Origin of the sequence: Gimesia chilikensis (genome assembly GCF_008329715.1) — a bacterium.
GTDB lineage: Bacteria > Planctomycetota > Planctomycetia > Planctomycetales > Planctomycetaceae > Gimesia > Gimesia chilikensis.
The window spans coordinates 402117-422280 of record NZ_VTSR01000009.1 but is presented as its reverse complement, the minus strand read 5'-3'; the positions used below and the strand labels follow the sequence as shown (position 1 = coordinate 422280).

The following is a 20164-nucleotide window of genomic DNA, read 5'->3' as shown; positions in this document are numbered from 1 at the left end:
TCCTGTGATTGATGCAATCATTTAAGGAGTAGGGGATGTCAACTCCCGAAGAAAAAACGTCAACGGATTTTATTCGTACGATCATTCAGGAAGATAACAAATCGGGCAAGCACGATGGTCGCGTCCATACGCGATTCCCCCCCGAGCCGAACGGCTACCTGCATATTGGGCATGCCAAGTCGATTTGTCTTAACTTCGGAATCGCCAATGAAAACCCGGGCGGTAAATGCAACCTGCGGTTTGATGATACGAACCCTGAGAAAGAGGATGTGGAATACGTCGACTCGATCAAGGAAGACGTGCGCTGGCTCGGCTTCGACTGGGACGATCGCGAATTTTACGCCTCTGATTACTTCGATCAGCTTTATGATTTTGCAGTCACCCTGATCAAGAAGGGGAAGGCCTACGCCTGTGATCTGCCTGCTGATAAGATGCGCGAATATCGAGGGACCGCGACCGAGCCCGGCAAGCCCAGTCCCGGACGTTCCCGCTCCGTTGAAGAAAACCTGGATCTGTTCGAACGGATGAAGAACGGCGAGTTCAAAGAAGGCGAGTATGTACTCCGTGCGAAAATTGATCTCGCTTCGCCTAACTTTCACATGCGGGATCCCGTAATCTACCGGGTTCGTCATGTGCACCATCATCGGACCGGGGATAAATGGTGTATTTATCCGATGTACGACTATACGCACTGTATTTCGGATTCAATCGAGAAGATCACACATTCAATCTGTACGCTCGAGTTCGAAGATCACCGTCCGCTTTATGACTGGATCCTGGATGAACTGGAAATCTTTCATCCACAGCAGATCGAATTCGCCCGCCTCAACATGACCTATACCGTGATGAGCAAACGCAAACTGCTCGAACTGGTACAGGGCAAATACGTTTCCGGATGGGATGACCCCCGGATGCCCACCATTTGCGGGATGCGGCGTCGCGGCGTTACCCCCGAAGCGCTGCGTGAGTTCTGTAAAACGATCGGGGTGACCAAGTACAACTCGATGACCGATAAGGTCGTTCTGGAAAACTGCATGCGGGATCACCTGAATCAGGTCGCCCCCCGTGTGATGGGAGTCTTGAAACCTTTGCGGGTTGTGATCGACAATTATCCCGATGATACGTCTGAAGAACTGGATGCGATTAACAATCCGAATGATGAATGTGCGGGGACGCGCAAAGTACCCTTCTCGAAGGTGATCTACATCGAACGTGACGACTTTATGGAAGACCCGCCGAAGAAGTTCTTCCGCCTGTCACCGGGTAAAGAGGTCCGCCTGCGATACGCCTACTTTGTGACCTGCACTGATGTCATCAAAGACGACGATGGTGAAGTGGTTGAACTGCGTTGCACCTACGATCCGGAAACCAGGGGCGGCGATGCTCCTGACGGTCGGAAAGTCAAAGCGACGATTCACTGGGTCTCAGAAGCGCATGCCCTGGATGCAGAAGTCAGACTGTATGACCACCTGTTCGATCAGCCCGATCCGGAAGATCTGCCCGAAGGAGTCGACTACAAGTCGAACCTGAATCCCCGCTCTTTGCAGGTCCTGTCAGGTTGCAAGCTCGAACCAGGGCTGAAAGAAGCTGAACCGGGAAGTCGTTTCCAGTTTGAACGACTGGGATATTTCTGTGTCGATACAAAAGATTCGACACCAGGAAATCCCGTCTTCAATCGTACCGTCACTCTACGTGATACGTGGGCCAAAGTCGGGAAGCAGAAGTAAAGGAACTTCTGCTGGGCGCATAAAAAAACACTCGTCGAACGAAGTTCGACGAGTGAGCCCATGCACTTCAAAGTGCTCATGTCTTTCCAACTTTGAGTTAGGGTGTCCGCTGTGCGACAGAGATGTCGCTGCCTGATGCTACAGGAGCAGTCTGCTCCGGACGAGCGACCCGGCGTGTCCAGCCGCTGGCACGCACGATCGAAGGCAGTGGTCTGTCGGAAGTATCAGGTTCGTAACCAGCCCGGCGTGTGGGGGGGAATGCCGGGGCGGTAGATTCCTGTGGTACCTGGTAAGAAGAGCGACGTAAGGACGAATCGTTGTCCAGGCTCGACCGGCGAGGATCGGAAGCAGGATCACGCTCGTACTTGTCTCCGTTTGCTTTGAACGAATCATCGTACTTCTTTTTGTTCTCGGCAGAACGTTGGTGAATTGTCTGGGGTGCTTCTGCAGACATGTAAGGATCGGCACTGGGCAGCAGTGCGGTCGCAGTGCCACCAAATCCATCACTGGATGGATAGACATAAGCCGTCCGAGTGGTTGGGATGGATCGCATTACGGTCACTGGTTTCATTGCAGTTACAGTGGTTTTCACGTAGCGAGTAGAGTTCACAGCGACTTTCCGGGTCGTTGTGTAAGGCACCATTCGAGCGACGTTGTAAGTCACTTTGCGAGTCTGCTGTACGGCAACCTGACGGGTGACCGGTACATTTTGAGTCACAACGTTCGGTACGTAGTGACGGGTGGTTCGATATTGGGGTGTGAATGCCATTCGCATGGAATACCCGGTACGGTTCATCCAGCCCAGGAGGTTGGGGCGGTTGTCGTACTCGCAGGGAGCGACTTTGGGGATACACTGACGCTGAGTCACCCAGCGACCCATGTCTTTTTGTACCTGCTGGCACTCAGTGACATTCTGATAAGACGTGTAAGGTACGTCGACCGTCCGAGGTTCCAGAACCTGGCGATAAGCGGTGACCTGCTGATCTACGTACTTGGTTTCGACCACAGGTTTCATCACGGTCTGCTGAACAGGTCGATACTCTGTCACAGGAACCTGACGGTAGGTGGTCTGGGTCACCGGGATCGGACACTGGACCACAGGCTGTGGACAGCAGTTCTGAACCACCGGCGGCGGTGCACAAGAATTACAATTGTTGAAAGGCAGCCATTGCGCCTGGGCGGAACCAGCGGCCATCGAGAACAATGTAACTCCCACAACGGGAATTGAACGAATAACGCATTTTAACATGAGCTTGTCCTACAAAGAGAGTCTTTGAGAGGGGTATTGGAAAGAGTCATTGAAGTGAACAACGTCTGACAGCTAAGGCGAGCCGCCAGACCATTGCGATGGGGCAGGTTTTTTATGAAAAATCGAAAATGGGGTCAAGTGGGATTCAGCAAAATGCCGATAAGCTTGCTCCCCAGATTCAAGAGACCTCAGCTAATTCACCATTTTAATTAGACTTGCGCATTTTATTTCTTTTTCTGGGTTTCCGGATCTTGTGAAAAAATCAGCCGGGAAGCCTCGGATTCGCCGAGAATGTTGATCTTTGAAAGACCAGATTGCCGATGTACTTCTTGTTATCGGGCAAAATATCGTGTTCAAACCGGGAGGTCCCTCCCTGATCCACATTATTGCGACCCGAATTCCTGATGGGATTAAAGTTTGGTTATCTATTAACTTACAACCTCAAATCAGGATAGATTCAGGTTGTCGGCAATACGGAGATTGCTGTAAAATCGATAGCTTCATAATACGATCAACGCTCTCAATTAATCGATCCCTTCACTTCTGCCCGGTTGTTTAGATCGAACGAGAGATCGACTTAGGTGCACACGGAAGTGTTCTGTGGATAATCTCTCCCCTGAAAATCAGGAACGCTCATTCCTCGGCGAGGCGCTGGCTGCGACAACCCAGTTTGTGGTGACGCACGCCCGGCTCAGTCTGGCGTTGGCCCTGGTTGTGTCCGTCGGCTGTATCCTGCTGACCGTCTTCAGGCTGGAATTCAAAACCGACCGCGCTGATCTGATCGATCCCACGGCAGCCTTCCATCAGAAATGGATGAATTACACCGAGAGCTTCGGCAGTTCTTCGGATCTGGTCTGTGTGGTCGAAGCAGAGAATCCGGAATCAATTAAATACGTATTGCGGACCCTGGGGCAGCGAATCGAGCAGCATCCCGAACTGTTTGAGAATCCGCTCTATCAGATTAACCCAGGCGATTTACCTTCTAAAGGACTTCAATATTTAACTCCGCGACAGCTGCAGGCTGGTCTGAATCGGCTGGATGAATATGGTCCGATTTACCGCAATGGTCGCTGGGATCTGACCCAGGTCGATCTGCTGTATGATCGCCTGCGTTACCAGATTCAATCCCGGTCTGCCAGCTATCGAGGCACCGAACGCGATCAGTCCCTGGAGCCGCTGTTTACTCACGCTGCGATACTGACATCCAGCATGGCACGCTACCTGTCAGACCAGAATGACTTTCAGTCTCCCTGGCCTTCGATTGTCGCTGTGAACGAACGGATGCGCGAACGGTCTCGCGAAATTATTTACCTGTTGAATGAATCCGGCACAATGGGCTTTCTCAAAGTCTTTCCGGTGCATAAGGAAACAGGCTTTGACGGCGCCACGCAGGCCATCGAACAGATGCGGACCATTATCGGCGAAGTCGCTGCTGAGAATCCGGAAGCCAAAATCAGTCTGACTGGAATTCCGGTTCTGGAAAATGACGAAATGCGTAAGTCGCAGTCGGATATGATCAATGCATCAATCATTTCCTGTTTCGGGGTAGGACTGCTGCTGTTCTTCGGTTTTCGTGGAATCCGTCATCCCCTGCTGACTCTGCTCATGCTGGCAGCCGGGATGGCCTGGGCCTTCGGTTATACGACGCTCACCATCGGTCATCTGAATATTCTCTCGGTTTCCTTTGCCGTGATTCTGATCGGGCTGGGGATCGATTTTGGTATCCATTACCTCGCCCGCTACATTGAATTGCGGCATCAGGGGGAAGACCTGGAACCGGCTCTGCTCAAAACATCACGCACGGTGGGGACCGGAATTGTGGCTGCTGCTGTGACGACGGCTCTGGCTTTCTACTGTGCTGGGCTGACTCCCTTCCTGGGAATCGCGGAGCTCGGATTCATCGGCGGTGGTGGAATTATCTTATGTGCAATCGCCACCTTCCTGGTGCTGCCGGCACTGCTTTCTCAGGCAGATAAAAATGTAGAAGTCAAACAGATGCCCACACCCTTCCAGGGGAAGTGGTTACAGAAAATGATTACGCGGTTTCCCCGCATGGTAGCTTTAGGCTCCCTGGCCCTGGTCGCCTTCTGTGCCAGCCAGCTGGTTCAAAAAACGGATCAGGGATGGGAATCGCGCGTTGTTTATGACTACAACCTGTTGAACCTGCAGGCAGCGGGACTGGAGTCCGTCGAAGTCCAGAAACGGATTTTCAACGATGCTCAGAACTCGCTGCTGTTCGCTGTCTCCGTTGCGAACAACCCGGAAGAGGCACGGGAACTGCGTAAGAAGTTCGAAGCTCTGCCCTCCGTGCATCATGTGGAAGAGCTGGCCTCACGCGTCCCTGCACATTCTTCGCAGGAAACCAATCTACTGGTGCAGTCCTATCGGGCACAGCTGTCACGACTGCCGAATAATGTGCCTCCCGTGAATCGTCTCAATCCTTCGACGATCGGGCGGAAACTCGAACAGTTTTATGTGTTACTCTCAAGCTACCAGAGCCCAACAGCGCAGCAGACTGCCCGCATGCTGGATCAGTTTCTCAACCGCTTTGAATCTTTGACGCTGGCCCAGCAGTCCCGTTTCCTGGATGAATTTCAGTACCGGACTACTGCGTCATTGCTCGGTCAGTTCCGCGCTATTCGTGGTGCTTCCGATTCTTCGCCGGTCCGTTTTTCCGATTTGCCCCGTTCATTGACTTCACGCTTCGTGAGTCCTGAAGGAAAATGGCTGATCCAGATTTATCCCCGCGATCACATCTGGGAAATCGAACCGCTGGAGGAGTTTGTTAAAGAGGTGCGCTCTGTCGATCCGGATGTGACGGGAACCCCGCTGCAGAATTACGAAGCGGCTCAACAGATCAAAGTCAGTTATAAAACCGCTTCGATTTACGCTCTGGCAGTCATCTGTGTCGTTTTACTGATCGATTATCTGAGCCGTCGTCATGCCACAATGGCGCTGGTACCTCCGGCGATTCTGGCTGTCTGTACCTGGTTCATTCTCTATAACCGTGGGACACCGGTCAGCGTTGAAGCTGCCATCGGTATGTTTCTGATTATGTGCTTCAGTGTGGCCTTTGTGCTGGAACGCAGCAGTGTGCTGCATATGCTGTTGACCATGATTCCCCCGGTCGTCGGAGGCCTGGTGATGTTCGGGATTCTGGCGATGACTTCAATCGATCTGAATCCGGCTAACCTGATCGTGCTGCCTCTGATTCTCGGAATCGGCGTCGATGACGGCGTGCACGTGGTCCATGATTTCCGGATGAAACGGGGCCCCTATAAAACATCTCCCAGTACGATCAACGCGATTGTGATGACCTCACTGACTTCGATGATTGGTTTCGGCAGTATGATGGTGGCCACACATCGTGGGCTTTACAGCGTCGGTCTGGTATTGGTGATTGGTGTAGGCTGCTGCCTGTTCGTTTCTCTGGTGACTCTGCCGGCCCTGCTGACCTGGATTTCCAATCGGGAAGAAGCCGCTGATTCCGTCAGCATGGAAGATTCCGACGAACATTCCAGCAGCCGGAAGAAAAAGCGTCAGAACCGTGAGCGGATGGAAGCGGAAGCCGCTGCCTGATCCGGGTTACATGATCCAGCCGCCACCAATCACGCGGTCTGCATCATACAGCACAACCGCCTGGCCCGGGGCGACACCGTATTCCGGGTTATCGAAGGTGACCCGAAACCGTTCTTCATCCAGAATCTGTACCGTGCAGTCAGCTTCTTTATGCTGATAGCGAATCTGGGCCTGACAACGGAGCTCGGAACCGGGACTGTCAATCAGCCAGTTACTGCGATTGGCTTCCAGTGATTTCCGTGCCAGGTCGTCGCGCGTACCGATTACGACTCGTTTCGTCTCAGGCTCGATTTTGATGACATAACGGGGCGAACCAAAGGCGACGCCCAATCGCTTCCGCTGACCGATCGTATAATTTTCATAGCCGGTATGCTGGCCGACGACATTCCCCGCGGTGTCAACCATTTCGCCTGCCGTTTCCTGCTCGCCACGGTACCGGTTCAGAAAGCCGAAATAATCGTTGTCGGGAATGAAACAGATTTCCTGACTGTCGGGCTTATTGGCTGTCCTCAGACCTGCTTCACCCGCCATCTCCCGGATTTCCGGTTTGACGAAGCCACCTACGGGGAAAATGATTTTGTCGAGTAGATCGCGATTGATACCGAACAGAACGTAGGACTGGTCCTTCGAGCGGTCGAGGCCGCGCACCAGGGCCGGCTGTTCTTCTCCCGGGACAGACTTCAACTGGGCATAATGACCGGTGGAGATGTAGGAGGCGCCGACTGATTCTGCGAATTCCCAGAGTTTGCCGAACTTGAGCCAGTTGTTGCACATCACACAGGGATTGGGAGTGCGGCCGGCCAGGTATTCATCAGCGAAGTAATCTTTGATGCGTCCAAACGCATCTTTGAAGTTCAGGGCATGAAACGGAATGTCGAGCATATCAGCCACCCGGCGGGCATCTGCGGCATCACTGGCGGAACAGCAGCCCTGCTTGTGTGCTTTCGTGTTCAGAACGGGAAGACTATGGGGATCCTCAATCGCGCAGGCCGTCTCTTCGGTGGCACCGGACCGCATGAACAGACCGATCACCTCATAACCCTGTTCCAGTAAAAGATGGGCGGCTGCGGAGCTATCGACTCCACCACTCATCGCCAGGACAACACGCTCAGACATCAATCAATACTCAAACAAAAATTCAGACGAAAAACAGGTAACACTGCACTATTATAGGCGCCTCTGAAACTGATCACAGGCTTGAGACTCTGGCCGAGGGACGAAATCGCCCGAAATCGCAGGTTTTTCTGCTTCGCTGCCGACAAAACACCAACTTCTGGCAGCTCTCTCTGTCGTGAACGGGAGGTGGGTTGCTTAATTGGCTTCCAGATCGAGGTGCTTGGCCTCAGGAACCTGTCGCTGGATTTCTGCTTCGATCTTGTCGATTTCCTCAGCCAGGGTATCGAGGATATCCCGTGTATACTTCTGACAAAACTCTTCGAAGTCCTGTTCGCTCTGAATTTGAGGATAGGCGGCAAGTGCTTTCTTCTTCAGACGTTTCGACAATTCTTTGGGATCAAAACTCAGATCGACCTTAATGCGGTAGTTATCGATAGAGAGGATTCTGGATCGCAGGTCGAGCACATCGTCAATCAGCGGATTGTTCTTCAGGATGCGTTGTACCTGTTCTTTCGTCTCTGGTGGGATACTGGGGCCGACCAGCAGTTCCTGGTTCCGGATAATCAACCAGATGGCAATCCCTCCCAGCAGCACACCAATTCCGATAGAGCCGATGGCATCCCAGTAGGGGGACCCGGTCATCTTGGCAAGCAGGATTGAAATCAGTGCGATCATCACCCCCAGGCAGGCAGCACCATCTTCGAGAATGACGGCGACGGAGGCCGGGTCTGCTTCCTTGCGCAGATACTGATGAAACGCCTTTTTCTCCTTCTGAGCGTTTTTCCACTCGGTCTTGAGCGCAAGAAAGAAAACGACACCGTCGATGACCAAAGCAAACAGAAGCGCCGCGATGGCCCATTTCATTTCGCCAAAGTCGAGTTCAGGTGGATGAAACAGCGACTGCACACCATGGTACACCGTCACGCCACAGCCCAGGAAAAAGATCCCGACTGCGGAAATCAATGCCCACACATACCGTTCACCGGCGTAGCCATACTCATAACGACGGTCGGGGACCCGATCCGCGCGAACCAGACCGATGAGCAGCAGTAACTGATTCAGAAAGTCAGCCACTGAGTGAATCGTCTCGGACAGCATGGCTCCCGAACCAGTGATCAGAAACGTCGTTCCTTTGGCGATCGTGATCAGTGCGTTTCCTGTCAGGGCGGCTACAACCGCGAATCGGGAATTACTTTGAGCCATACCGGGATGCTCCTCGTGTTCTGCTGGAAGTTCAGTCACTATGCTATCGACTGACCAAAATAACAGAACCTGTGGGGGAGTTCCAATCGGACTGACGTAAAAAAAGCCCTTCAACCTCTGGATTGAAGGGCTGGGATCAAATCCGGATTTTACTTGGCAGCACTGGCCTGGGCGTTATTGAGTTTCTTGGAGAACTCAATTTCTGCCTGCCAGTGTTTGACTTCATTCTGAGCAGCAGTCAAAGCGCTGGCAGCGGAGTTCGCTGCATTCTGAGAAGCGGTCGCTTTATCGGTTGCCGGTTTCAATGAATTCTGCAGGGCAACTACTTTTGCTTTGGCCGCATTCAGCGCATCTGTTGTCTGTTTGATTTGCGGCGTGTACTGAGCAACCTTCTGCTGATTATCTTTGACAGCTGCCTGGTGCGTAGCCAGCGTTTTCTGCTCGGCTGCGATTGCTGCGGTGCGATTTTCGACGGCCGCTTTCAATTTGGCAGCAGCTTCGGCAAGTTCTTTGTCGCCTGCAGCCTGTTTACTCACAGCGTCAGCCTTTGCATGTGCTTCCTTGATTGCCGGCAGTGGTTTTCCAATTTCGGTAATCTTGTTTGTGGAAGCAGTCGCACCGGCCTGTGCACCTGCCAGGGCTTTCTGGGCGGCTGCCAGGTTGCCATTCAGGCTGTTTAACTGATTCTGCAGATCGGTCTGCTGTTTTTGTGAAGCAGCAATGTCTGCATTAATCTTAGTCACTGCAGCCTGGTCTGCCTGTGCGGCCGCTGCCAGCTTCTGATGATTGGCTTGCGCTGCACTGAGGCTGGCTGTGGCTTTCGACAGTCGTTCGGATAGTGGAAGTGGATTGGCTGTCAATTCACCTGCTTCTTTTCCATCGGCGGCGTTCCAGACTTTGATCTTACCAGTCCAGTCAGAAGAGATGACCTGATTAGTTTCATCACAGATTGTGACACAGACGCCGATATCTCCGAAAGCGGGGAAGGCACGCAGCTGCTTTCCGGCCTGATCCCAGAGTTTCGTAACCTTGTCACGACCGGTGGTAACCAGACGGCCGTCGCGGGCGAATTCCACACTGGAAGTTCCGCCACCATGGGCGTTCCAGGACTTAATGTTATTCCCGTTTTGAACTTCCCAGAGTTTGACAGACTGATCTTCACTACTGGTGGCGACCAGGTTGGAGTCAGATCGCCAGGTGATCCCGGTGATTCCGCCTTTATGTCCCTTGAGTGTCAGATACTCATTTCCCGTTGCAGCTTCCCAGACAAACGCGCCGCCGTTACGGTCTCCGGAACAGAGCAGGACGGAATCGGGGCTGAAGGCCAGGGAGGTCATCCAGTCGGTGTGTTTACGGATTTCGTAAGCGAGTTCACCTGTGCTGGTGGAATAAACGCGAATGACTTTGCTGGGGCTGCCCAAGGCGATAAAACGCTGATCCGAGCTGATGTCAGCACAGAGTACAGCGTCCAGTTCGTCGCCTACTTCAAAGAGACGCTTTCCGGTTTTGACATCCCAGACCACAACGCGGCCACTGGCAGCAGCATGTCCGCCGCCGGCCAGTAAGAGACTGCCGTTACGGCTGAATTTCAGGACATGAGGTACGCCTTCGGGGAAGGGGAGTACCCCCAGAAGTTCCAGGGTTTTGGTGTTATAGAGCAGAACCTGTTTCTGGCCGGCAACAGCGGCCAGCGGGGACCAGGGATTGGTGGCCATCGCGGTGATAGCGGTAGGCAGGCTGCTGTGAACGACCGGGTCCAGATTCAAGTGTGGTGGCATGGGAGGCGGACCCTCCGGTTTCCCGGAAGATGCACCCTGCAATGAAAAATCAAACTTTGGTTTCTTGATGCTGACCTTACTGCCGGCGTTTTCCGGAGCACCGATATTGATCCATTCCTGAATCAATGCCAGTTCTTTATCGGGCAGCTTGTCCGATTTGGGAGGCATGAAGGGTTCGGAATCGTGGGTGACCAGCATATACAGGTAACTGCCTTCGGCGTCGCCGGGCGCAATTGATTCACCTGCGGCACCACCCTGCATCAGACCGGTGTAGTTGGTCAGATCGAGGCCGGAAGCTTTTTTGTCGGTGTTATGACAGGCAAAACACTTCGCCCGAAAAATCGGTTTGATGTGTTCGTCATAGGTGACTTTCGGCTTCTTGTCCTTGTCATCCTTCTTTTTGTCTTCCGCAGACAGGGGGGATGACATCAGGGTGACCGTCAATCCGGCTGCAAACAGAGTGTTACAGATCTGACGGCACCGGTTTGCAGTGATTAAGTTTTTCATAATATCAGCCATATGTTAAATCGGGCTTAAAGGTCTCAGTCTGGAAGCGGGAGGGTTTAGTGGTTAAAGATGAATTCACGCGAATTCAACAATGACCAGAAGATGTCATTCAACGCGTTCTGTTCGTCTTTTTTGTTTTCATCCAGGACCTGAACCAGGGTGGAGTATTCCTTGTCGGTCGGTTTACGTGTCAGGCAGGAAATATACATTTCATCCACAATCTCCAGTGGCTTCTTGCCGGCTTTGATTCGGGAATCTACAAATTTACCCTGCACGATCTTACTGTTGACGGTATCGCCGTTGAGCAGGTGGAGTGCCTGCGACAGACTGGGTTCCATCCGGACTTCACATGAACAGACCGTGTCACGCTTGGCGCGACCAAAGGTGGTCAGGAAGTAGTTGGTTGTGTTTCCGTCGGCGATCTGCACCGCCCGAGCTCCCAGCGGTAAGCCGCGGAATTTATTAGGAGCACTCGTGACCTGGGAAATACAGTCCAGCAGAACTTCAGCACGCAGACGACGTGGGTGTGCATGTGAGAAGTTTGTCAGATCGTTTTCATTAGATGGATTGGTCTGTGTGGAAAGCTGATAAGTTCTCGAAGTACAGATATCGCGAACCAGCTTTTTGAAGTCGTAGTTGTAATCGGTGAATCGTTTGGCGAGTTCATCCAGCAGTTCCGGGTTGACCGGGGGGTTGCTGATGCGGACGTCATCCACTTCATTTATAATGCCTTTACCGAAGAAGTGCGCCCAGACAATGTTGCTCAGGTTAGCAGCGAAGTAAGGGTTTTCATCGGAGGCGAGCCAACTGGCCAGCACGACGCGACGGTCTTTGCCTTTGACTTCGGGTTGAGCACCACCGAGGAACTTGGGCTGCATGACTCGGTTGTCGACCATGTGACGGACTTCGCCGCTGCCCCGGTTGTAGATGATGGATTCGCGAGGATCTTCACTTCCTTTACGTCCGACCTGGGAGAAGAAGGCAGCAAAGCTGTAGTAATCGTCCATCGTCCAGCGGTCGAAGGGATGGTTGTGACACTGGGCACACTGAATCCGCATGCCCATAAATACCTGGGCCACGTTCTCAGCGACTTTAAGTGTGTCACGTTCGTTTTCGTAGTAGTTGGTTGCAGCATTGGCGAAGGTACCGCCCGTTGAACCGAGCAGTTCCTGCACCATCTTATCGAGGGGCACGTTGCTGGCGATCCGTTCCTGCAGCCAGTTGTAATACAGCAGTGCTGATTTATAGCTGATGCGGTTATTCACAGTGCGGATCTGTAGAAGCTCAGACCACTTCATCACCCACATCTCGACAAACTCTTTACGGTTGAGTAACTGATCAACCAGTTTATCCCGTTTCTTAGGATCTTTGTCAGCGACGAATGTGTTGAATTCTTCAATGGTGGGCATCACGCCACAGATATCGAGGCTGGCACGACGCAGGAATTCTGCATCGGAACAGACTTCAGAAGGAACAACCCGCAGCTTTTTCAGCTTGTTGTGAATCAGAGTATCGACATAGTTGTATTCCGGAACATTGGGCCATTCGAAGTCGAGACCCTTGGGGAGTACTACAAAGTGAGATCCGACGGTGTGTGTATCGAAGCGGGCCATGATGAAGGCTTCGCCCCGATTGTTTGCGGTGATCTTACCGTCTTTGGTGATGGTCGCTGAGTTATCGTTGTTGGATGAGAAGGCTGACAGAGTCGTCACGTCACGGGTCGTGCCATCAGAGTAGTAGGCCAGAACGGACACCTGCTGTGTGGTGCCTTTCCCGTCCATTACCCCACCTTTGGGATAGATTTCCACTTTGTCAACGGTCGGAATTGCTCCTGTATCGTAGGGAGCGCCTGCCTGCAGCCAGCGTAAAGCTGCATTGTAATATTCCGAGTCTTTCTCGTAGAGTTTTCCCCCAGTATGAGGAACAGCGCCAATTGCTTTTTCAAGCAGCAGACTTTCCTGAGGCATGCTCAGGTTAATTCGACGGCCGCTGAGTTCACGGGTCAGGCGATGATAGTCACCCTTGGGGTCAAAGCCAAACAGGGAGAGGCGGAAGCCGTCTTTACCGCGAGCAGCACCATGGCAACTACCGGTGTTACAGCCAGCCCGCATGAATGTAGGCATGACGTCCAGTGTGAAACTGATGGGGCGATCTTCTTTCGCTTTAGTAACCTTGGAGTGCAGCTTGACGCTCGCACCGCCGAAAGTGGCGACTACATCAGTCTCACCATCGCCGGCCGGGTAAATCATATTGTTTTCGATACGCACGATGCCTTCTTGGGCTGGTTTGAACTGAAGTTTCGTAGTGACGTCTTCGGTCAGACCGTTGTCATAGACCGCCTGTCCAATCACCGATTGCCGGTCCCGGCTGGTTGTCAACTGGATGTCCTGAGGATAGACATTCAGTTGAACCATCTTGGGGGCCGGCTTTGGGGGAGCCGGTTTAGGAGCGGCAGGCTGCGCGGGGGCTGGCTTGGTTTCTGCCGGCTTGGCTGCCTCAGCTTTCGGTGCTGGAGCCGGAGTCGGTTTTGCTTCAGCAGGCTTGGGGGGCTCTGCCTTGACCGGTTCCGTTTTGTCTGCAGCAGTTGCGAGAGAGATTCCACCCGCCAGGAAGGCCAGGGCAAGAAAACTGCGAGTGATTGTTTGATGACGCCACATAATCGAAAACCTTTTCTGGTCAACAGGACTTAGTTGATCAAGGTGATATAAACGTAATTCTCTGAGTCTGATTCAGAGTTTGAGCGATTGAAGTTGAGGACTACTTGGTACCTTCTTCCAGTCGTTTTTTAGCCTCGAGTCGGAGCTGCTCCAGTCGAGTCAAACGCTTGGGTTCTTCCTTTTTGGGTTCTTCTTTTTTCGCTACAGTTTTGGGTTTCGCCGGTTCGTCTTTTTTAGGTGGAATCGGCTTGTCAATCCGCAACTCGGTGCGGCCGGCGGTATGAACGACGGTTTCGCCGTTCACAGGAACTTCGACCTGACAGAACAGACTCTTATGTCGCCCCTGGGGAGAAGCCGGATCCGTTTTCACTTTGAAGATCAGCTCCTTGCTCTCTTTGTTGAAAGTGATGTCTTCTGTGGTCACTTTCGGAGGCAGACCGACCAGTTTGACTTTGGCATCTCCATCGAAGGGAGTCTTGAGGTCAACCTTACAGATGATCTCAGTCTCTTTACCCTGTTCGACGGCTGTACGTGCCAGATCCAGATCAACATAGGAATCAGCCACTTCCAGATTTGCCAGCTGTGAGGAAACCCAGGCATTACCACCCACATTGGCAGAGCCAATGACGAAGACCTTCCATTTTTTAATTTCGGCCTTGCTGTTGGCATTGATCGGGTAGAATGCTTCATTTTTACCTTTAGGGATCGTAACCCGGCTGGAAGCACCAACTCCCGGTGGACGGAAGGGGAATTGCAGGGTGATCGCTTCGTCGAAACCTTCATTTCGAGTAGCGACAACTTTAAGTTGCAATGAGCCGTTGCGTGCCAGCGGGGCTTTGGGTTCAACGATATCGAGTTTGAAAGGAACTTCCTCGACAACTGCGACTGGAATCTGTGCGACGTCTTTCATCCACAACAGCTGGTTGTTCCGCACGCGTACCAGGTCGGCCCGGTTGGTGAAGACTCCAGAGATATTCTGCTTGGGATCAACATGATGTCCCTTGAGTTCGATGAGTTCTCCTTCAACAGGAGCATCTGCGGCTGCTTCGAATACCACGGGCATTGTTGTCAGATTTGCTGCCATAGGTTCGGCGACAACTTTGACTCCCTTAGGGAAGTTCGAAGTATCGAGAGCGATTTCGCCACCAAAGTTAGAACGGCTGGCACTGATGACTGCTGCAAAGCGGTTGCCCCGGGGGACTACAATCTGCTGTCGCTCCTGGGAGTAACGGGCATTGCGGGGAATACCCAGTTCAAGACCCGGAGAAACCGGCAACATTTCGATGCGGTAGACAAAATCAGCTCCACCGCGCGAAAGATGGTCCGTAATGGAGATGTAGTAATCCCCATCAGCGGGAAACTTGTAACGGAAGTAACTGTCGGGACCACGTGAGTCGTCGTTGCCGGCAACTCGACCGAATTTGGCGTTATACAGGTTCACAACGGCATCCAGTGGAGAACGGATGCGACGGGCGTAGCATTCGATTTCCAGGGTCTGGTCTTTCTTGCCCTGAAATTTGAAGTAATCGATATCGCCGTCGGTTTCGATGATCCCGTTAAATGCATTGGGCAGTGCTGCTGCAGATGCCGTTTTAAAGTCGTTATTAGGCTCCTGTTCCATGGAGTTACCATGCGGAAACAGGCGGAATACGTTTCCGGAAGGAGCGGTTCCCCCGGCATCACTGGCGAACAGTTCGAACTCAGCATCGGGCTTATCCGGGAGCTGGAATTCCTGAACCAGGTTATCGACGGTATTCCCTTTGAATGTAACTTTCTGTTTGGATCCCAGTTGGCCGCCAGCGGGATAAACGGCTGTCGGACGAGGATAAGTACCGACGTGCAGACGGTAGAATGCAGCACCGTTTCCGCCGTATGAACTGTCACGAACCAGGATCGTGTATTTGCCATCAGCGGGGGCGATTACCGAGACCGCGGCATCATTTCTCAGCAGGGGGAGATCGTCTTCGGCTTTGAGCTCAAAACGTTTTTCATCCAGGATGGCGATGTAAGGGTCGAACAGTGTGGTCGCCAGACGAATGCCCTCGATTTCTGCAGAGATGCGATCGCCTTTTTTGGCTGTGACGACATAGTGATCAACGTCTTCATTCTGAACGACACCACTTACGGTGTGGTTCATTTCAATGGGCTGAGGGGTTTCGAATTCGCTGTTAGGTTCTTTTTCGGCGATTTCGGGGAACGGTCCGACCCAGAATGTTTTGTATTCGGAGACACCTGTTTTCGTGCGAACCTGGAAGGTATGCTCACCCAAGGCACAATCAGGGGCGATTTTGACGATCGCGGTGCAGACATTCGCGTTTTTGGGATTCGCTTTGATGTCTTTGAATTCGAATCCTTTTTTATAGGACAGAATTTCGACCGCATCAGAAAGACGGGCACCAATGAAGGTGAGTTCCAACTCGGTACCTCGTTGTCCCCCTCGGGGACGGACATAGTTCAGACTGGGATCTGTGGCCCAGGCGGAGTCTACGAGTAGTACGCTGAGTGCGAGTGTCAAAATGCCGGTGCAGACAGACTTGAAATTCTGCAGCATCACGGTTCCCCCCTTGGAATGTGAATGTTCGAGAATCAGTTTTTATTTCCGCTGGAACGAGAATGTTAGCACGGGTCAGACCCGTGCTAACAGACTGTTCTTTTAATTCCGGTTAGATTGCTCTCAGACGAGCAGCTCTTTAACGACTTTGCCGCCATCAACGATTTCGATGGGACGATCGCCGGGAGCCATCAGTTCTTTATCTGAGACAATCCCCATGCAGTGGTAAATGGTGGAAGCCCAGTCCATAACAGATAGTGGTTTGTCTTCCGGTTCACTGGCAATGGCATCAGACGAACCATAAACCTGACCGCCTTTGATACCGCCACCAGCCATGACCAGACTGAATACTTTCGGCCAGTGGTCGCGGCCGGCAGTACCATTGATTTTCGGAGTACGACCAAATTCACTGCAGACGCAGACCAGGGTGCTGTCCAGCAGTCCGCGGTCGTAGAGGTCTGTGATCAGTGTGGAGAATGCCTGGTCGAAGGAAGGCAGATTCCGTTCGATTCCAGTCTGGATCCGGTCGTGCATGTCCCAGCCACCATAAGTCATGGTGACAAAGCGGGCACCTGCTTCGACCAGACGACGGGACAGCAGCATGCGGGCGCCAGCCTGGTTGCGGCCGTAGGCGTCACGTACTTTGGCATCTTCTTTGTCGAGGTCGAAGGCTTCCTGTGAAGCTTTCGATGAGACCATGTCGTAGGCCTGCTTGTAAAAGGTATCAACGGCATCCAGAGAGTCTGCTTTTTCTTTGCTAACAAAGTGATCGTTGACAGCGTCCAGCAGAGAGCGACGGCGGGTGAACCGCTTGTCGTCGACACCACCTGGCAGGTTCAGGTCACGCACTTTGAAACCGTTAGAGGCAGGATCAGCTCCGACGCTGAAAGGAGCGAAGGAAGAGCTCAGGTATCCGGTTCCGGCGAATTCGTTCGGCTGATTCGGAATACAGACATATTGAGGCATGCTGTTCCGGGGACCGAACTCGTGGGTGACGACACTTCCCATGCTGGGGAACTGCAGTGCCGGGCTGGGACGATAGCCGGTGAACATATTGTGTGTTCCGCGCTCGTGAGCCGCTTCGCCGTGTGACATGGAACGGCAGACGGTCAGCTTATCCATGATTTTGGCGGTCTTGGCCAGTTTCTCATTGAAACGAACGCCTGCGACGTTGGTTTCGATGGAACCCATCGGGCCGCGGTATTCAACGGGAGCGTAGGGTTTGGGATCCCAGGTTTCCTGGTGTGCTGCACCACCTGGGAGATAAATGAAGATCACAGATTTGGCTGTGCCTTCCTTGGTCTCATAATACTTTTGTTCTGCCTGAGCGCTTTTAATACGCAGAAACTCAGGTAGAGTCAGCCCGATTCCACCCGCAAAACCAACGTGTAAAAAGTCACGACGTGATTGTTTGAAGCTCATTGGGTCATCTCCATTTCCGAATGGGGGGATAATTTGTGTCCGGTTATTGGCTCACGGGGCCAGAGGCTAAACGCTTGCAACAGGGTATGAGCACTTAATTCTTATCAGGTTGGAATATAGCCAGATTAACCTGGCGGATGGCTCTGATCGTCACGGAACGAAACAGAGTTTAATATCAGGCGATTCCGACGAAGCATGTTTCTTGTCATGCATCCGCCAGTGGGGGAAGGAAACTTTTTAATCACCCGAATGCGTATTATGCCAAATTCGGTCTCAGTAATTCAAGGACAATTTCAAATTCGCACCTGCTTGTGCACACCTTGATACCCTATATATCAAACAAAGTTGATGCGAAGATGTCAAGGATTTCCATTTGAAATCCGCTAAGTCCAGAAAAATAGGAGAACGGATCAGAAACCGTTGTTGCTATTTGTCAACAAGACCATCCTGTTCAGAAATCTGGTATAATTTGTCCGCTTTAAGATTTTCCAGAGTCGTCACTTTTCCAGACGGCCATTGGATGTTCACGGACTGAATTTCTGTTTCCGTACCGAGTCCAAACGTAACAGGCAGCTCCGTTTGTGAGATATAGCTCCGGGTGGGCATCAGCAGACGGCTCTGGGTACCTGTCTTCGTTTTAATCCTGATTTCGGCTCCCAGAGCATCATGATTTGAGACACGCTGGTTCGGCTTCTGGTCTCCGGCGGGCGTACTGGTCAACCGGAAGCGAACCCAGTGATTGCCCGTTGCCTGCTCATTTCGGAGCAGGCGTGGCTTATTTCCAGTGGTCATAATGAGCAGATCCAAATCGCCGTCTGCATCGATGTCGGCAAAGGTCGCACCGCGTCCGACCAGCGGTTTTACAAAATCAGAACCGACGAGCGCTTCTCCCAGCGGCAGGAATTCCGTGGCGTGTTGTGCTCCGCAGTTCCAGAACAGCTGGGGTGACTGTTCATAATGCTGGCGTTCCTGGACGATGTTGATGTCTTCCTCCAGGTGACCGTTGGCCGAGAACAGATCGAGCCTGCCATCCAGGTCGGCATCGAAGAAGAAGACGCCAAACGTGAGTGACATGCGGGTTTGTGGCCCCAGACCGTTCGAGACCGCTTCGTCAATGAACTGCATCTCTTTTCCGGGTGACGTGTAGAGAGCCGTCATTTCGTTGGCGAAGTTCCCGATGGCGATGCCCAGGGTTTCATCATTGCGGAAGGCTGCGATATCGACGCCCATGGCCCCACGGGCATTACCGTCCATATCAAAGGCGACCCCCGAGAGTGCGGCGATTTCTTTGAAGGTGCCATCCTGTTGATTGTGGAACAGCAGGTTCTGGACGGTGTCGTTCGTGATCAATACATCCAGGTAACCATCCTGATCAAAATCATAGAAATGCAGGCCCAGAGATTTCGCCAGTGGGACTCCGGTACCGGGAGAAATGATTTTCAGTCCCGCCTGGTCAGTCTGATCCCGAAAGGTGCCGTTCCCCAGGTTCTCGTAGAGCAGGGGGTTTACGCCGTTAAAGTTCTGGGGACGACCGTAGGCGCGGATTCCCCCTTTCAGGGTAAAGTTCTGCGCGCGGTCGTAGGCGGGAGTCCAGTCAACGTAGTTGCAGACCAACAGGTCGAGGTCGCCATCCCGGTCATAGTCAAACCAGCCACAACTGGTGCTCCACAGTTTATCGGGACCGCCGACACCTGCCTGACTCGTCACATCGACAAATCGGTTGCCTTCATTTTTAAACAGATAGTTGGATTCCAGGCAGGAGACGAACAGATCCACCAGGCCATCGTTGTTATAGTCTCCGCAGGCGACGCCCATGCCATACATCGAAACATCCAGCCCCATGTCTTCAGTGACATCTTTAAATTTACCTGTGCCATCATTCTGGTAGAGTGCCAGAGATGACGCATCGGGTTTTACTTTCCTCGAAGAGTCGGTCCAGGGCCAGTCGGTAGAACCCACGAGCAGCAGGTCCTGGTCGCCGTCGTTGTCATAGTCAAAGAAGGCAGCACCGCCCCCCATGGTTTCCGGCAGCAGTTTTTCGCCGGCGGCCCCATTGTTGTGGACAAAAGCGATGCCTGCTTCCTCGGTAATGTCTTTAAACGGAATCTTGGGAAGGATGATTTCTTCCACTTCCCGTTTTTCAGGCAGAGAGAGTGGCGTCTCCTTGACCACTGTTTCCGGTTCGTTGAGCCGGTTTACCAGAAAGACGGTACCGCCGATGACCGCCAGGACCAGCATTACGGAGAGTGAATACCAGAAGGCGCGGCCGATCGACTCGTCGTTCTGTTCGGTCTCTTCTTCGAGATTCGGATCAAGTTCCAGATCGGTGTTGTTCTGATCTGTCATGGGAAAATCCTTGAGCTGTTTATCAGTCA

General features: G+C 52.6%; 10 protein-coding genes. 2 read left to right on the top strand and 8 right to left on the bottom strand.

Translation table 11 applies throughout. The features are described from left to right. Window positions 1-35 precede the first annotated feature (35 nt). A complete protein-coding gene (locus FYZ48_RS14835) occupies window positions 36-1727 on the top strand; it encodes a glutamine--tRNA ligase/YqeY domain fusion protein (RefSeq protein ID WP_149341639.1) in 1692 nt (563 codons plus the stop codon). Window positions 1728-1824: 97 nt separating this feature from the next. Here FYZ48_RS14835 and FYZ48_RS14830 read toward each other — a convergent pair whose 3' ends face one another. After that, window positions 1825-2976: a hypothetical protein gene (locus FYZ48_RS14830; RefSeq protein WP_149341637.1), complete on the bottom strand. Its 1152-nt coding sequence runs from the start codon at window positions 2974-2976 to the stop codon at window positions 1825-1827. 600 nt (window positions 2977-3576) lie between these two features. Between FYZ48_RS14830 and FYZ48_RS14825 the strand changes: the two genes are divergently transcribed. Further along, window positions 3577-6555 carry an MMPL family transporter gene (locus tag FYZ48_RS14825; protein WP_149341635.1) on the top strand — a complete coding sequence of 993 codons (2979 nt, stop codon included), beginning with the start codon at window positions 3577-3579 and terminating at the stop codon, window positions 6553-6555. A gap of 6 nt (window positions 6556-6561) precedes the next feature. Here FYZ48_RS14825 and mnmA read toward each other — a convergent pair whose 3' ends face one another. From mnmA to FYZ48_RS14790, 7 genes are all read right to left on the bottom strand, one after another. Beyond that, the gene (mnmA, locus tag FYZ48_RS14820) at window positions 6562-7671 is read right to left on the bottom strand and encodes a tRNA 2-thiouridine(34) synthase MnmA (RefSeq protein ID WP_149341633.1); all 1110 of its coding nucleotides are present in this window, start codon (window positions 7669-7671) and stop codon (window positions 6562-6564) included. 195 nt (window positions 7672-7866) lie between these two features. After that, window positions 7867-8874 (bottom strand): cation diffusion facilitator family transporter, encoded by a 1008-nt coding sequence (locus FYZ48_RS14815; protein ID WP_149341631.1) that lies wholly within the window; start codon window positions 8872-8874, stop codon window positions 7867-7869. Between the two features lie 149 nt (window positions 8875-9023). Continuing rightward, on the bottom strand, window positions 9024-11159 hold the full coding sequence (locus FYZ48_RS14810) for a c-type cytochrome domain-containing protein (RefSeq protein ID WP_187782033.1): 2136 nt from the start codon (window positions 11157-11159) through the stop codon (window positions 9024-9026). Between the two features lie 56 nt (window positions 11160-11215). After that, entirely contained in the window at window positions 11216-13816 is a 2601-nt protein-coding gene (locus FYZ48_RS14805; protein ID WP_149341626.1) for a DUF1549 domain-containing protein, read from the bottom strand. A gap of 100 nt (window positions 13817-13916) precedes the next feature. After that, window positions 13917-16367 carry a PPC domain-containing protein gene (locus tag FYZ48_RS14800; protein WP_149341624.1) on the bottom strand — a complete coding sequence of 817 codons (2451 nt, stop codon included), beginning with the start codon at window positions 16365-16367 and terminating at the stop codon, window positions 13917-13919. A 123-nt stretch (window positions 16368-16490) separates the two neighbouring features. Then, window positions 16491-17789, bottom strand: a complete 1299-nt coding sequence (locus FYZ48_RS14795; RefSeq protein ID WP_145181104.1) for a DUF1501 domain-containing protein — start codon at window positions 17787-17789, stop codon at window positions 16491-16493. Window positions 17790-18215: 426 nt separating this feature from the next. Beyond that, the gene (locus FYZ48_RS14790; protein WP_149341622.1) at window positions 18216-20135 is read right to left on the bottom strand and encodes a CRTAC1 family protein; all 1920 of its coding nucleotides are present in this window, start codon (window positions 20133-20135) and stop codon (window positions 18216-18218) included. Window positions 20136-20164 lie beyond the last annotated feature (29 nt).